The following is a 14,586-nucleotide window of genomic DNA, read 5'->3' as shown; positions in this document are numbered from 1 at the left end:
GTCGCGGTCGTTCGCGGTCGCCGTCTCTCTCCCGGGCTACGCCGGTGGTCTCGGAGTGGCGCGTACCGCTACTGGCTACTCGTTGGGACGTTGAGCACCGGCACTTCGGAACTGAGCATCACGCGCTGCGTGACGCTTCCGAACAGGGCCTTCCCCGTCGGCGACCTGCGTCGTCCCCCGACGACGATGTAGCGCGTGTCGACGCTGTCGGCGTACGTCGTGATTTGCTCCGCCGGGTCGCCGACGCGGACGACGTTCTCTATCTCCGCTGTCTCGTGTTCGAGTTCTCCGTTCGCCGCCGCCCGCTCGATAATCTCCGCTCCGACGCGTCTGACCTCGTGGTTCTCGGTGACTTCCTGCCCCTCGACCTCTTTTTCGAGGGTGTCAACGAGGTCCGTACGCTGGAGCACGTGAAGCGAGTGAAGCGGTTCGTCGAGGTCCGCGGCGAGAGCCGACGCCTTCGAGAGTACGGTCGCTGCTCGGTCCGAATCGTCGATTGCGGTCACGATTGCCATATCCTCCGTATAGAGGTCAGGTGACTAATTTCCTTGGGAGGCGGTATAGCCCTACGTCGCTCACTGCGCGAGCAGTATCACTGCGCCGACCGCCAGCGCGATGCCCGCGATTTTGACCTGACCGAGCGATTCCTCCAGGAAGACGACCGCGAGGAGCGTCGTTCCGAGGAGGTACATTCCGCTGATGCTCGTCGCAACGGCGGCGGAGCCCTGACTGAGCGCGATGTAGTAGCTGATCGTTCCGAGTCCGAGGAACAGTCCGCCCGCGAGTGCGAACCCGATTCCCCTCGTGGAGACGACGACCGGACCGCCGCGCCACAGGAGGTACGAGGCGGCTGCGGTGAGTCCAGCGACGTAGGTGTAGATGACGGCTTGCTCCGCCGGCAGTGACTTCGTTGCGACTTTGGCGAGAAACGCCCAGCCCGCGTAGAGCGCCATCGACCCGAACGCGAAGATAACTGTCTTCGACATAGCGTGCGTTACCCGTATGTCAGGGACAACCGGTATTGATTCTTTGGCTGTCCGTGACGGAACTCACCCGGAAGAAAGCCTGCCCACGTCCCTCTCTCCCTCCCGCTCGGCCTGCGTCCAAGGAACGCGTCGCTCGTCGGGTCAATCAGACCCCCTGGGGAGGTAGTACTCGCACGTTCTACAGACGAACTCGCTGTCGTGGTACGTCTCGACGGCGACGAGGGTTTCGTCGCAGTTTGGACATCGCATACGGGACCACGTCGTCTCGACAGTAGGTTAAATCTTTATACGACAAATGTCGAATCAAGAGGGACAGCGACCGATACTCTCGGCGCGTTCGCTTACGTGGACGTCGCGGCCTGCTTAGGCGGCGTCTGTTCTTCGGTCAGCTCGAAGCCGCGCGCTTCCATCATCTCGAAGTATCGGTCGGCGTCCATACCGCTGGTCTCGGTCACGAAGATGCCGTCCTTGTCCACGGCACCCTCGGCCATGAGCTGAAGCGTCACCGACAGCGGCACGCCGACGTAGCAGCCGTACTCCCGCATCATCGAGATTTCGTTGCCGTCGAAGAACGGGAACGGCTGTTCGAAGTGGTAGACCGCGGTCCCCGCTTCTCCGGCCGCCGTCCCCGTGACTTCCGACGAGAGAATCGTCTGTGGCGTCCACTCCGTCTCGCTGGAGAGTTCCTCGGGTGCCTGCCACTCAGCGTCTCGCTGTCGGCCGGCGCGCTTGACCTGCGACTGGGCGACTTCGAGGGGGTCGACGGTCCCGCCTTCGACCTCGATGGGGTCCGCGTCGAACGCGTCCATCGCGTGGAGCGTCCGCTCGTATTCGGTCCACTCGTCGTGCCAGACGCCGCGGGTGATGATTCGGTCGACGTTCGTCTCCTGTGCGATGGGTGCCTTCGGGAACGTGATGGGTTCGGGATGGGAGATGACGTACGTCTCCTGTTCCCCGATGGGGCCGGGGAACTCGAACGTCCGCTCCTGGGAGAACGGCGGGAGGTCGTTGATGACCTCTCCGTCTTCCCAGCGGGCCCGCTCGTCGACGTTCGGGTCGTGTTCGTAGGTGACGGTGTCGGTGAGGCCGGCGGTCGTCTGGCTGAGGAGCCGCCACATCCCCCAGTAGAAGTTCACGTCCTCGACGTCGTCGAACTCGTCGCAGCCGACCATGCCGAGCGCGATCGTGCTGACGAGGCCGCCGTTCGCGAACCACAGCGAACAGCCCGCCTCAGCGAACTCGTCGGACCGGCTGAGCACGGCGTCGAAGTCGAAGGCGTTCAGGTCGACACCGGTGAGGTCGCCGACCTTGACGATGGCGTCGAGGACGTTCTCTTCGAACTGGTACGGGAGTCCGTTCACCACGTACGCCGCGTCGTCGAGGACGCGGGCGATGTCGTCCGCGCTCGTCGCGTCCACGGGTTCGAACGTGACGCGGTCGTCGTCGATTAGTTCGACGAGCCGGCGGGCATTCTTCTCGTCGGCGTCCGCGACGACGATTTCGTCGAAGTCGCTGGTTCGGTACAGGTCGTACACGCAGGCGGAGGTCATCGCTCCGGAACCGCCAAGGACTACGGTCTTACCGCTCATAATACAGTAGGATATGCATGATTAACCGACTTAATTCTATGGACTCTCACAGTACCTGTAATCATCTGATTTGCGGACATCAATCTCACCAACACTCACGTTCTCGATGGCACGGCGAGGCGTCCAAGAGGCTATACTACCTCGCTGGGATACTAGCTGTACGAACATCATGTCGAAAACAGCGCTCTTTGCGTTCGCGGCGATGGCGCTCTACGCGGGCTGGGCGTTTCTCGCCAAACTCCCGACACGAACCCTGCCACCGGAGCAGGCCGTCATCTACACGTACGTCGCCGGGCTCACCGCCGCGACCGGGTATCTCCTCTGGCAAGGCGGACCGGTCGTCGTTTCCACGAAGGGACCGGACTCGCACTCGCAGGCGGTCTCTTTCTCGGGTTAGGAACGATAACGTACTACATCGCCTTCGGGAATTTTGTCGTGTCGAGCGTACCGGTCTCTTCGAATACGCGCTACGGTTCCACCACGATGTTCCCGACGTAATCGTTCCGGGCGAAGTGACGCTGTGCCTCGCGGACCTCAGAGAGCGGGTACGTCTCGGCGAGCACTGGTTCGATGTCGCCGTTCTCGATGTAGCGAACCAAGTCTCGGAACTCGCTTCGCGTCCCCATCGTCGACCCGACGACGTCGATTTGCTTCAGATACACCGTTCGGAGGTCGATTTCGGTGACGGGACCGGCGACAGCACCGGCGGTCACGAGGCTGCCGCCCGGTCGGAGCGCTTCGAGAAGCGCCTGGAACAACTCGCCACCGACGACGTCGGCCACGACGTCGACGTGCCCGTCTTCGGTCCAGTGTTCTATCGCTGACGGGACGTCCGCTTCGTCGCGTGCGATGACCGCGTCTGCACCCACCTCGCGAACCGCGTCCGATTTCCCGCTACTCGTCAGTCCGAGCACGCGTGCACCGCGTCGCCGTGCGAGTTGGACGAGTCCGGTTCCGACGCCTCCAGAGGCACCGGTGACGAGCACGTCGTCGCCAGCTCCGACGTTCGCGCGATTCAACATCCGTTCGGCCGTCACGTACGCCGTCGGGAACGTCGCGAGTTCAGGAGCAGAGAGGGAACTCTCTAGTTCGTGTGCGTTTTCGGCCGGAACGACCGAGTACTCCGCGTACCCTCCGTCGCGTTCGCTTCCGACGAGGTCCGCGTTCACAAGCGATTGGAACTCGCTGGGAGCGTCAGCGTAGAGCGCGTTATCCACGAGGACTCGCTCACCGATTCGGTCCTTCGAGACGTTCGGACCGACGTCGGCGATTGTCCCCGCGATGTCTCCTCCCTGGATGATCGGGAAATCGAGCCGCCCTTTCCAGCCGGCATCGTCGTCGCCGTATGCCGCCTCCCGAGTCCAGATGTCCGTGTTGTTCAGTCCACACGCTTCGACCTCGACGAGTACGTCATCGGAACCGGGCTGGGGCACCGGAACGTCTTTTCGGTACGCTAACTTCTCCAGCCCACCGTGTCCGGTGAGCAATACTGCGTTCATGGTCTCCGGTGCCATATTTAGGTTTCTTCCCAGGGCATCGGCTCGTCGTGGATCATCACGCTCGACTCGCGTGTGACGGTTCGCTCTTCCCGGGAGATGGCGTCGATTCGGGCGACGTCGTCCGCCGTGAGCTCTAGTTGTCGGGCGTCCCAGTTCGCCGCGACATGGTCGCCGGTCGCCTTCGGAACCACCGCGACTCGCTCTTTGCTCAACAACCAGGCCAGACTCACCTGTGCTGGGGTCACGTCGTGCTTCTCGGCGATGTCGATCAGAGCCGGCATCTCCATCACTTTCCCCCCGACGAGCGGACGATACGCGACCAGCCAGTAGTCGTGTTTCCGGGCGTGTTCGAGCAGGTGTTGCTGCTGTAAGAGCGGGTGCATCTCGACCTGATGGGCGAAGACGGGAACGTCGAGGACGTCCATCGCCTCGTCGAGCAAGGGTATCGAATAATTGCTGAGGCCGATGTTGTCGATGAGTCCCTGCTCGTACAGTTCCGTGAACGCCGCCATCGTCTCTTCGACGTCGTAGGCCTTCAGTGGATAGTGGACGTACAGCAGGTCGATGGTCTCGACGCCGAGCGCGTCCAGGCTCTCTTTCGTGCTTTCGAGCACGCGGTCGTAGCTGAGGTTGCTCGGCCGGACCTTCGTCGCGACGGTTATCTCTTCGCGCGGGACGTCCGACCGTTGGATAGCTTCACCGACGTATTTCTCGGTGTCGTACTGCTGTGCGGTGTCGACGTGCCGATAGCCGTGACCGAGCGCAGTGAGAACGCTGTCGACGCATCTCTGTCGCTGGTCAGGGTACCAGGTTCCGATACCCATCTCAAACGTGCTACTATGACTCACGACACCAACTACCAACGAGCGAGGTATAACGCTTTGCCCCTCGGAAGCACCTGACTCCGACCAGGTCGGGACCGAGGCGAAGTTTCTTTGCGGTTGCTTGACGAGGTGTGAGTATGACCGACAGTTCTGACACAGACCGCCCCGACGACGTTCCGCCGTGGTGGGACGAGAACGTGGAGATTCGCGAGGAGCTCGACCTCCCGGGCTACGACGCACCGAAGTTCGAAGACGACGTCTCCGTCCACACGGTCGTCGAGGAGCTCGAAGCGAGCCACGGCTGCAACATCCGGCTCGTCGACCCGTCGCCGTCGAAACTGAGCACGTGGCAGATACGGCTCGACGGCGAACCAATCGAGTCGGTCCACCGGTCGCGCGACAGTAGCGCGAACACCGTCTTCTCTATCACGTCGTCGGCGTTCAAATCGCTCGTCGAGGACGCGGTCGCCGAGCGAGAGTGACCGCACGTCTCACTCGGCAATTTTAATTGCCATCGCCGTGGACCGGGACATAACACGCTGCAAGCAGAGCCTGAGACCGGTCGCTCGTCTCGTCACGCTCCGGGCGGAGTTCCTCCCGCGGTGCGGGCCGCCCCCTCGACCGTGCGAGCAGTTCGCTTACTCGCCCCCGACGGCGGCCGAGATTCACCGACGACCGAGACTCACTGACGACTCACCAGACACCATGACACACCCACACCAATGCTAGAGACGTTTCGCGGGTACAACGGCAGACAACTGAACCTCCACGCGCTCGGTATCGTCGTATCGCTCTCCGGTCTGCTCGTCGTCGCACCGATGCTCCCGGAGATCATCGACTACTTCGGGGTCAGCGCGGCCGAGGCCGGCGTGTCCATCTCGTTCATGTGGGCGTGCAACGCCGCCGCGCAGTTCCCCGGCGGTCGGTACTCCGACCGCCTCTCGGCCGGCGTCGTGTTGCTCGGCAGCCAGGGCGTGATGATTCTCGGATTCCTCGTCTTGGCGGCGGCGACGACGTTCCCGGTGTTCGTCGCGGGGCTCGGCCTCATCGGCGCGGGCTACGGGCTGTTCGAACCCGCCGGATTCGTCCTGCTGCAGACTCACTTCGAGGAGAACCGCGGGCGCGCTTTCGGTATCCGAGACGCGGCCGTCAACCTCGGAAGCGCGCTGTCGGCGGTGCTCGCGGTCGCCATCGTCGGGACGTTCTCGTGGCGGGACGCGTTCGTCCCGGTCGTCGTATTGCTGGTTCTCGTCGGGGTCGGGACCCACAGACTCAACCGCGGCGAGTACGCCGTCTCGCGCGTGGCGCTCGACCCCAAAGCGGTGTGCTCTCGGCTCTTTCGGGAGCGCGAGACGTACGCCGTCCTCGTTGTCATGTCCGTCTCGATGTTCCTCTGGCAGGGCAGCGCGAGTTTTCTCCCGGCGTATCTGCAGGCGGTGAAGTCGTTCTCGTCGTTCGAGGCGACGGTCGCCTTCGCGAGCATGTTCGTCGTCGGCATGGTGGTTACGCCCGTCGCCGGCGCGCTCAGCGACGCGTGGTCTCCCACCGGGATGGGCGTCACCGCGATGGGATTCGGTGTCGTCGGGCTCTCGACGCTCGTGCTCGTCGACTCCCCCATCGGCGTCGGGCTCGGACTCGTCGCCTACGCCGTCGCCATCACTGCCATCTGGCCGGTCATGTACGTCTATCTCAGCGACGTGCTGGCGACGGAGACGATCGGCGGCGACCTCGGCGTCCTCAGAACGGTGTACTTCGCCGTCGGCAGTCTCGGCCCCGCGTACATCGGGACCGCCGCCACGAGACTGGGCTACACGTCGGCGTTCGCGAGCCTGCTCGTCGGCTTTGGGCTCGCAGCGATACCGCTGGTGTGGCTCGGGCGACGCTGATTCGAACGGCTCGTCGGCTGTGTCGTGTCGCTGCCGACGATGCGGTGACAAGAGGGTACGAGGGGCAACCGTATCGGGGACTCGTTTGGCGGATGTCGGTTCAGGCCTCCGCGACTGCACCGCCGCTCTGCGTGGTCTGCGTGTTGAGGTTCCGCTCGGCGACGCCGAGAATGGTGTCGAGCGAAATCGCCAACACCGCGCCGGGAATCGCGCCGGCGAGAATCTGCGGCGTGTTGAACAGTTGGATGCCGGTGACGACCCAGTCGCCGAGCCCCCCGGCACCGATGAAGATGGCGAGGTACGCCGTTCCGACGTTCATCACGGTGCTGGTCCTGATGCCGGCGAAGATGACTGGGACGGCCAACGGGAGTTGGATTTGACGGAGGATTTCGCGGTCGGTCATGCCCATCCCTTCCGCCGCTCGGATGGTTCCCTCGTCGACGTCCTCGATGCCGGCGATGGTGTTCGTGATGATGGGCAACAGCGCGTACACCCACATCGCGAGCAACGCCGAGTTGAAGCCGATGCCGACGAACGGGAAGACGAGCGCGATGACGGCCAGCGGCGGGACCGTCTGGGAGATGTTCCCCGACGAGAGCACCCACGTCTTCGCTCGCTCGTTTCGCGTCGCGAGGATACCTGCCGTCACCGCGACGACTATCGCACCGACCTGCGCGACGAGCACCAAGATGAGATGCTCGCGCAGCAGGTCGACGAACGTGTCGAAGTTGTTGAGCAGGTAGTTCGTCGCCTCGACGAGCAGGTTACTCATGCGTGAGTTCCTCCCGCGTTGGTCCGTTACTGTGGCGGAGGTGTTTGAGGGTCACCGTCCCGACGACGCTGTCGTCTCGGACGACCGGGAGGTCGTCGCAGTCGGATTCGAGCAGCACCGAGAGCGCCGTCTCGGCGCTTTGCCCGGCGGTGACGTACGGCGGCGTTCCCGCGCCGTCCGCCGCGGCGGCTTCGAACTCCGGGCGCTCCCGAGCCAGTTCGGAGACGGACTTCCCCACGAGCGAGCCGTCCGTGTCCATGACGTCTTCGACCGGCAGCACCTGCAGTTTCTTCAGGCCGCGGTTCGACCCGATGAAGTCCTCGACGAACTCGTTCGCCGGGTTCTCGAGGATGTTCTCGGGCGTGTCGTACTGGACGACTTCGCCCACGTCGTAAATCGCGATTTTGTCACCCATCTTCAGCGCCTCGTCGATGTCGTGGGTGACGAACAGAATCGTGGTGTTGATCTGCTCTTGAATCTCGAGGAACTCGTCTTGGAGGTTGTCGCGGGTGATGGGGTCGAGCGCCCCGAACGGCTCGTCCATCAACATCAGGTCCGGGTCGGCCGCGAGGGCGCGGGCGACGCCGACGCGCTGGCGCTGGCCGCCGGACAGTTCCCGCGGGTAGTTCTCCCGGTACTGGTCCGGAGGAAGGTCCATGAGCGACAGGAGCTCGTCGACCCGGCTCTCGATGCGGTCTTCGTCCCAGCCTTTCAGCCGCGGGACCGTTCCCACGTTCTCCGCGACGGTCATGTGGTCGAACAGGCCGATGTCCTGGATGACGTAACCGATGCTTCGCCGAAGGCTCGTCTTCTCGACGTTCTGTACGTCTTCACCCTCGAACCGGACCGCTCCGTCGGTCGGGTCTTCGAGGCGGTTGACGAGCTTCATCGTGGTCGTCTTGCCGCAGCCCGACGGCCCGACGAGGACGGTCGTCGTCCCCGCTTCGACGCTGAAACTCACACCGTCGAGCGCCACTGTCTGCCCGTACTCTTTCCGAACGTTTTCGAACTCGATTGCGTGTTGACTCATGAGAGTATCCTCCAAATCGCGCGGGTCGGTCGTGCTTGGTCTATCTGCTCTCCGTTACGAAGTCTGAACAACTGCTCGCTGACCGCGAAGCAGTAATCGAACGCCAGCGTCAGCACCACCAGCACGACGGTCGTGACGACTATCATCGGGATATTACGCTCGCGGATGCCTTGGAAGATGAAATCCCCCAACCCGCCGGCTCCGACGAACGCCCCGATGGCGGCGACGCCGATGATGATGACGACTGCGTTCCGCAGTCCGGTCATGATGACCGGGAGCGCCATCGGGACCTGAATCTGTCGCAGGCGCTCGATACGGGTCATACCCAGCCCCCGTCCGGACTGGATGACCGCGTCGTCGACGCCGTTGAGCCCGACGTAGGTGTTCCTGACGAGCGGAAGCTGCGAGTACAACACCAGCGAGACGATGACCGGCGGTTCCCCGATTCCGAAGACGGGGATGAGCAGTCCGAACAGCGCGATGCTCGGCACCGTCATGGCGACGCCGGCGAGCCAGAGAACGACCGTGGCCGCGGTGTCGTTGAACGTTATCAGGACGCCGAGCGAGATACCGATGGGTATCGCGAGCAGCATCGAGATAGCGATGATATCGATGTGCTCCAGCGTCAACACGAGCAGGTCGCCGGCGTACCGGGAGACGAACGACTGGTACTCTCCGAGCGTGGAGTTTAACGTCACCGACGCGAGGGCGGTGAGAGCCGCTTCGAGGGATGTCGTTGATGGCATGTCAGATGAGTCCTTCGGAGCTCAGGTGGTCGCGAGCGATGCTCGCCGGGTCCCTGTCTTCCTCGCTGGCCTCGAGCGCCATCTGCTGCATCTTCTCGGTGGTGACGCTCGGTGCCACCTCGTCCAGCGTCTCCTTGACGACGGGGTTCTCCTCGACGGCAGCCTGCTGTATCATGGGGACGATCCAGTACTTCGAGAAGTGACCCTTGTCGTCGTCGAGGATGCGCAGGTCGTACTTGTATATCTGCGGCTGCGTCTGCCAGCCCGAAGTCGCGACGGCCTGGCCGTCGTTGAGAATCTGGTAGTTCAGGCCGCCGTATCCGACCTTCCGGAGCTTCACTTCGTCCCACGCGGACTGCTCGATGCCGTAGTCGTCGATGAGGGCGGGGAGACCGTCCTCTCGTTCCGCGTATTCCGTGTAGGACACGAACGTCATGTCCGTGTTCCCGTCGTTGACGTACGAGGCGAAGTCGCTGATCGTTTCGATGCCGTGTTCGCTCGCCCAATCGGGGCGGGCGACGATGGTCCACGACGCGTCAGCCCCCGTGGGTTCCGTCAGCGTCAGTCCCCACTCTTCTTCGGCGGCGCTCTTCGACTCGCTGTATATCTGCTCCCCGTCGGGAATGACGTTCGATTTCCCGAGAATCTGGTGCCAGAGCGTTCCGGTGTACGTCCAGTAGCAGTCGATTTCGTCGTTCTTGAGCGCGTTGAAACACTGGGAGGTGCCGCCGAGCCCCGTCTCGTCGTTGACCGTCAGGTCGGTGTTCTCCCGGAGGGCGGCAATCGCCATGTGCCCGAGAATCTCCTGTTCCGCGAACTGCTTCGAACCGATGGTGATGCTGTCGCCGCTGCCGCCGCCGTCTACGATACTGGAACAGCCCGCCATGCTTGCGATACCGATTGCTCCCGCTGACTGAAGGAACGCTCTCCTACTGTTGTGCATGATTCATCCTGATGAACTTGGCCGGAGATATTTATAATTTATCCTCAGACAGTTTTTGCCGCCCGAACTGGGCGAACCCTGCGCGTCTTAGATGATGGACGCACGCACATTCAAAAATAGCATCTAACCAACATTAACATCCGCTCTCGCTCTCCCGTCCAGCGGATCGGAGCAGCGCCGGACGACCTCGGAAGCCGGTCTCGCGGGAGCGGGTTCGCTCACGACCGCAATCCCGCCTCTCCGAGCGACTGAGTAGCGTGCTGCTCCGTGCTCACCCATTCGGGGTCGCGCCGTCGTCCTTCGCAGGTTGTTATGGGACGCTCCGCTGTCGTCTCGAAAACGCCTAGAACGTCTCGTGTTCCTCGTAGGCGTCGAACGCCCCGACACCCTCTTCGAGGGCGGCCCGGACCGCGTCTTCGGACGACGCCATCTCGTGGGCGTCCTCGGCGACGTCCTCAGCGATTTCCTGGGGAACGACGACGACGCCGTCTCCGTCGCCGACGACGATGTCGCCGGGTGAGACTTCGACCCCGCCGACCACGGCGTCGGTGCCCCAGTCGAGCAGTTCCCAGCGGAAGATACAGTCTACGGGGGTCGTGTACCGATTGAACACGGGGAAGCCGCGCTCTCGGATGACGCTCGTGTCGCGGACGCCGCCGTCGATGACGGCACCGGCCACGCCCGACGGTTGGAGCGAGGTCACTTCGAGCTCGCCGAGGTGGGCCGAGTTCGTGTCGTTGGTGTCGTAGATCATGACGCCGTCTTTGGGAACGTCCTCGTGCATCTCGAGGAAGCGCCTGAGTACCTCGTCGGCGTTGACGCTTCGGTTCGGTCGCCCGACGATGGGGAACGCGCTTCCGACCACGGTCATGCCGTCGTCGAGCGGCGTGAGTTCGGGGTCGAGCGTCTGCTCTTCGTACCCGTACTCGTGCATCACGTCTGCCACCGCCGGCGTGTACAGGTCTTCGTATTTGGCGAGCAGTTCCTTGTCGACTTGTCGTTTTCTTTCTGTAGTGGATTGATTGCTCATCGGTTTGGGTTGGTGTGGTGTGGTTGGGGGGTGTGGTGTTCGGATAGCGATTACAGCGTGACGACGACGTAGCCGGACTCGTTGCGAACGGGAATTGACCGGAGTTTACAGCCGTCGTCGACGAGGCAGTCGCCGGTCGTAGCGTCGAACTCCCAGCCGTGCCACGGACAGCTGAGAATCTCTCCTTCTCGGCACCACTCGAGCTCGGTCGTGAGCGTGTCCCGGTCGTGTTCCGCTTCGACGGTTCCGCTCACCATCCCCTCACAGAGGGGGCCGCCCTGGTGAGCACACCAGTTCGGGTAGGCGTACAGCTCGCCGTCGATGTTGAACACGCCGATCTCCTTCCCGTTCAGGAGCGCGATGACGCGTTCGCCGTCGGTGAGTTCGTCGGACCGCGCGACGACGTGTTCGTCGTCGTCGAGCGGAAGATTCTGTGCGTTCTTGCTCATGAGACGTCGATGTCGAAGACTTCTGCCGAGTTTCCGTACAACACCTTGTTACGGTCCTCCTCGGAGAAGTTACCGAGGTATTTCAGCAGCGCTTCCGTGTTGTCGATGTCGAAGTGGGGGTGGTCCGTCGCGAACATGAGCACGTCGCCGCCCCACATCTCCACGAGCTGTTGCATCATGACCGGGTCGTTCGGCTCGTCGAGCGGTTGCGTGGCGAAGTAGAACTGGTCGCGAACGTACTCCTCCGGCGTCTTCTCAAGCAGCGGGACCTCGCTCCGGCGCTGCTTGTACTCCCGGTTTAGACGGAAGATGAGCGAGAGCCACGCGATTCCCGCCTCCTGGAACACGAAGTCGACCCCGGGGAACTTCGCCGGCGTCCCGTTCTCGAAGAGGCTCGTCAGCGTCAGGAACTGGGAGTAGACGTGTGCGAGCGCGTGGTTCGCCATGTACGTCTGCAGTTCGTGCTGGAGCGTGGGGAAGTCGAGGGCGAGTCCCGGAGCCGCCGCCCCGTGGAAGACGACGGGAAGGTCGTTATCCTCCGCCGCGCGGTAGATGGGGTCGTACTTCTCGTCGCCGAGTGGCGTCTTCGTCCCGGTCGAGTTCAGGAACACGCCGCAGATCTGGTCTTCCTTGGCGAATCGGTCGATTTCCTCCGCGGCGGCCGACGGGTCGTGTGGGACGACCGACGCCAGGCCGTGGAAGTTGTCGTGTCCGTCGAGGAAGCGCTCGACGAGCACTTTGTTGGCTGCCTCGTTGAGCGCTACCGCCTTGTCGGTCTGCCGGACCATGTTGAGCTCCGGCAGCATGTTGACGATGGGGTAGTCGACGTGGAACTCCCGCGACAGGACGTCGTCGATGTCCTCTTTCGGCTCCGTGACCTGCATCAGCTCCGTCGGGAGTTTCCCGCTCAGGTCGCGGTTGTAGTTGTCCGTCGGGTACATCCCGTCGTACGAGGACGTCCCCGGTTGCAGGTAGTACTCGATTTCCCGCTTGTACGGGTCGTCGAGGTGCTTCAGCAGGTCCCGTTGAATCTCCTCGTTTCTGAAGGACGTGTGGACGTCCATGTCGATGACCGGCACTTCCTTGAGCTGGTCTGCGAGGGGGTTTGACCTGGCTTGCTCACTACGTTCGGCGAGTCGCTTGCGTTGGTCAGCCATACGATTCCAATGTTGGATACAATCGTTATAAATGTTCTCCTCAGACAGAGTGCCGGAGATGAATCGAAATATTTTGTCACACGAAACAGAACTGATTCCGGGTGATTAGTACGTTCCCTCGGTTCGCGTGATGTTGAGACTGATAACGTTCGCCGCACTCTTGACGGCCTCCGCGAGGGTTTCGCGGTAGTACTCTCCGGTGAATTTCATCGCCGGCCCGGAGACGCTGATTGCACCGAGCGCGCGGTCGTCCTTGTCGAGAATCGGGGACGCAACGCACCGAAGCCCCTTTTCGTACTCCTCGAGGTCCAACGCGAGTTGGCGTTCGCGAACCGTTTCGAGGCTTTCTTCGAGCTCCGCGCGGTCCGTGATAGTGTTTTGAGTGTATCTCGTCAGGCCGTGGACGTCCTCGAATTCGTCTAACACCGAGTCCGGCGAAAAGGCGAGTATCGCCTTTCCCGTCGCGGAGCAGTGGAGGTCGTGGTACTCGCCGGCGGCCGTCGAAAATCGCACTTCATGTTCGCTCTGTGTCCGATAGAGATAGACGCCGCGGCCGTGTTCTACGGTCGATAAGTTGGTTAACTCCCCCGTCTCGTTGGCGACTTTGTCCGCTTCCGGGCGACCGAACGAGAACAGCGGCCCGCGGTTTCGTGCGACCTCCCCGAGTCTGAGGAACCGTAGCCCCAGATAGTACCGGTCTCCGTCCTTAACGATGAACCCCTGCTGACGGAGCGTACTGAGGTGGTTGTGGACCGTGCTTTTGGTGATTCCCGTCTCGTCGGCGATGTCTTGGATGCGCCCTCCGCCCAGTTCCTCCAGTCCGTTGAGGATTTCGAGCAACGTCAGATCGGAGTTGATGGGATTCTTGGCTTTGTGTGTCATATGCTAGCGTCGGTTTCGTGGGGACTTTATTGTTTCGCATCACGAAATCGAACGTATCGTGTTCTGAGACACCGGCTCGAACTACGCTTGCGTACGACTGTGTTCGTCCTGAGGCGAGCAATCTAAGCGGGGTCCGGTTTGAAGTTTCTGTAAATCGTCCCGCCTGCCAGCGCGCCCGTTTTATCTCACGAAACGCGGGTTCGCTATCCACTCTCGACACCTTCCGACGAGTGCTGTCGGACCGAAGTCGCGTTACGAGTTACTGCCGCGGTGGATAACCGCGTGGCTACTCGCAGCAGCCGAGATTTAGATTACAGTAGTACTGGTGTAATCTCTGACCACCGTCTATCTCGCACACGTCCTGTACTGCCCCGATACCATGGCGCGAGACTTCACGGGTCGTTGCGTGATTCCTCACTGGTGTACCGAGGTTCTCGTAATATATAGGAAATAAATTCATTCTGCAAAATTTATAGATTCTCCGTGTGACGAGTTCTTCGTACTGAGATTTCAGAACTATTCAGTCTTCAATAACGATTTACAAATCGTCTATAACAGGTTAGAATTCTCTAACTTAACATTTTTCTACAGTATTGTAGACAAATATTGTTTGAATAGAGGACATATACTTCTGTAACAAAGTTGACTCTCATCTACTACTTGTTCGCTCGCTATTCGATTTAACTCGCAAAGATAGCAGCGAGCGTCCTGTTTGCGTGCGCTCATTGCTAATCTCTCACTGTTGTTCGAGTTCGGAGTCTCGTCGGCGACCTACTGGTGAGTTATTATTGAT

Annotated in this window: 16 protein-coding genes; 3 read left to right on the top strand and 13 right to left on the bottom strand. The window is 61.8% G+C overall.

Annotated features, from left to right (window positions below):
- Positions 1-68 precede the first annotated feature (68 nt).
- From C454_RS01545 to C454_RS01535, 3 genes are all read right to left on the bottom strand, one after another.
- Positions 69-515, bottom strand: a complete 447-nt coding sequence (locus C454_RS01545; RefSeq protein ID WP_004971912.1) for a universal stress protein — start codon at positions 513-515, stop codon at positions 69-71.
- Positions 516-575: 60 nt separating this feature from the next.
- Positions 576-986, bottom strand: coding sequence for an EamA family transporter (locus C454_RS01540; protein WP_004971910.1), 411 nt, complete (start codon positions 984-986; stop codon positions 576-578).
- A gap of 341 nt (positions 987-1,327) precedes the next feature.
- Entirely contained in the window at positions 1,328-2,575 is a 1,248-nt protein-coding gene (locus C454_RS01535) for a saccharopine dehydrogenase family protein (protein WP_081605173.1), read from the bottom strand.
- A 169-nt stretch (positions 2,576-2,744) separates the two neighbouring features.
- Between C454_RS01535 and C454_RS01530 the strand changes: the two genes are divergently transcribed.
- Positions 2,745-2,972, top strand: a complete 228-nt coding sequence (locus C454_RS01530; RefSeq protein ID WP_004971905.1) for a hypothetical protein — start codon at positions 2,745-2,747, stop codon at positions 2,970-2,972.
- Positions 2,973-3,042: 70 nt separating this feature from the next.
- Here C454_RS01530 and C454_RS01525 read toward each other — a convergent pair whose 3' ends face one another.
- On the bottom strand, positions 3,043-4,089 hold the full coding sequence (locus C454_RS01525; protein ID WP_049904898.1) for a zinc-binding dehydrogenase: 1,047 nt from the start codon (positions 4,087-4,089) through the stop codon (positions 3,043-3,045).
- A 2-nt stretch (positions 4,090-4,091) separates the two neighbouring features.
- Positions 4,092-4,898 (bottom strand): aldo/keto reductase, encoded by an 807-nt coding sequence (locus C454_RS01520; RefSeq protein WP_004971900.1) that lies wholly within the window; start codon positions 4,896-4,898, stop codon positions 4,092-4,094.
- A gap of 137 nt (positions 4,899-5,035) precedes the next feature.
- Between C454_RS01520 and C454_RS01515 the strand changes: the two genes are divergently transcribed.
- Together C454_RS01515 and C454_RS01510 are read left to right on the top strand one after the other, a co-directional pair.
- Positions 5,036-5,380 (top strand): hypothetical protein, encoded by a 345-nt coding sequence (locus C454_RS01515; protein WP_004971898.1) that lies wholly within the window; start codon positions 5,036-5,038, stop codon positions 5,378-5,380.
- Between the two features lie 240 nt (positions 5,381-5,620).
- Complete coding sequence (locus C454_RS01510) at positions 5,621-6,784, top strand: MFS transporter (protein WP_004971896.1); 1,164 nt, start codon at positions 5,621-5,623, stop codon at positions 6,782-6,784.
- Between the two features lie 100 nt (positions 6,785-6,884).
- Here C454_RS01510 and C454_RS01505 read toward each other — a convergent pair whose 3' ends face one another.
- The 8 genes from C454_RS01505 to C454_RS01470 form a co-directional block, all read right to left on the bottom strand.
- Entirely contained in the window at positions 6,885-7,556 is a 672-nt protein-coding gene (locus C454_RS01505; RefSeq protein WP_004971894.1) for an ABC transporter permease, read from the bottom strand.
- Positions 7,549-8,586, bottom strand: coding sequence for an ABC transporter ATP-binding protein (locus C454_RS01500; protein WP_004971892.1), 1,038 nt, complete (start codon positions 8,584-8,586; stop codon positions 7,549-7,551). The genes C454_RS01505 and C454_RS01500 overlap by 8 nt, the downstream gene beginning before the upstream one ends.
- Complete coding sequence (locus C454_RS01495) at positions 8,583-9,332, bottom strand: ABC transporter permease (protein WP_004971890.1); 750 nt, start codon at positions 9,330-9,332, stop codon at positions 8,583-8,585. The genes C454_RS01500 and C454_RS01495 overlap by 4 nt, the downstream gene beginning before the upstream one ends.
- Before the next feature lies 1 nt (position 9,333).
- Positions 9,334-10,275 carry a glycine betaine ABC transporter substrate-binding protein gene (locus C454_RS01490; protein WP_081605172.1) on the bottom strand — a complete coding sequence of 314 codons (942 nt, stop codon included), beginning with the start codon at positions 10,273-10,275 and terminating at the stop codon, positions 9,334-9,336.
- A gap of 343 nt (positions 10,276-10,618) precedes the next feature.
- Positions 10,619-11,305 (bottom strand): RraA family protein, encoded by a 687-nt coding sequence (locus C454_RS01485; protein WP_081605171.1) that lies wholly within the window; start codon positions 11,303-11,305, stop codon positions 10,619-10,621.
- A gap of 50 nt (positions 11,306-11,355) precedes the next feature.
- Complete coding sequence (locus tag C454_RS01480; protein WP_004971883.1) at positions 11,356-11,754, bottom strand: Rieske (2Fe-2S) protein; 399 nt, start codon at positions 11,752-11,754, stop codon at positions 11,356-11,358.
- Complete coding sequence (locus tag C454_RS01475; RefSeq protein WP_049904896.1) at positions 11,751-12,911, bottom strand: amidohydrolase family protein; 1,161 nt, start codon at positions 12,909-12,911, stop codon at positions 11,751-11,753. Before C454_RS01475 ends, C454_RS01480 begins: the two co-directional genes overlap by 4 nt.
- A gap of 105 nt (positions 12,912-13,016) precedes the next feature.
- Positions 13,017-13,793, bottom strand: coding sequence for an IclR family transcriptional regulator (locus C454_RS01470; RefSeq protein WP_004971879.1), 777 nt, complete (start codon positions 13,791-13,793; stop codon positions 13,017-13,019).
- Between the last annotated feature and the right edge of the window lie 793 nt (positions 13,794-14,586).

Origin of the sequence: Haloferax gibbonsii ATCC 33959, assembly GCF_000336775.1 — an archaeon.
In the GTDB taxonomy this organism is placed as follows: domain Archaea; phylum Halobacteriota; class Halobacteria; order Halobacteriales; family Haloferacaceae; genus Haloferax; species Haloferax gibbonsii.
Note: the sequence above shows the minus strand (reverse complement) of the source record. Positions and strands in the feature narration are given on the sequence as shown.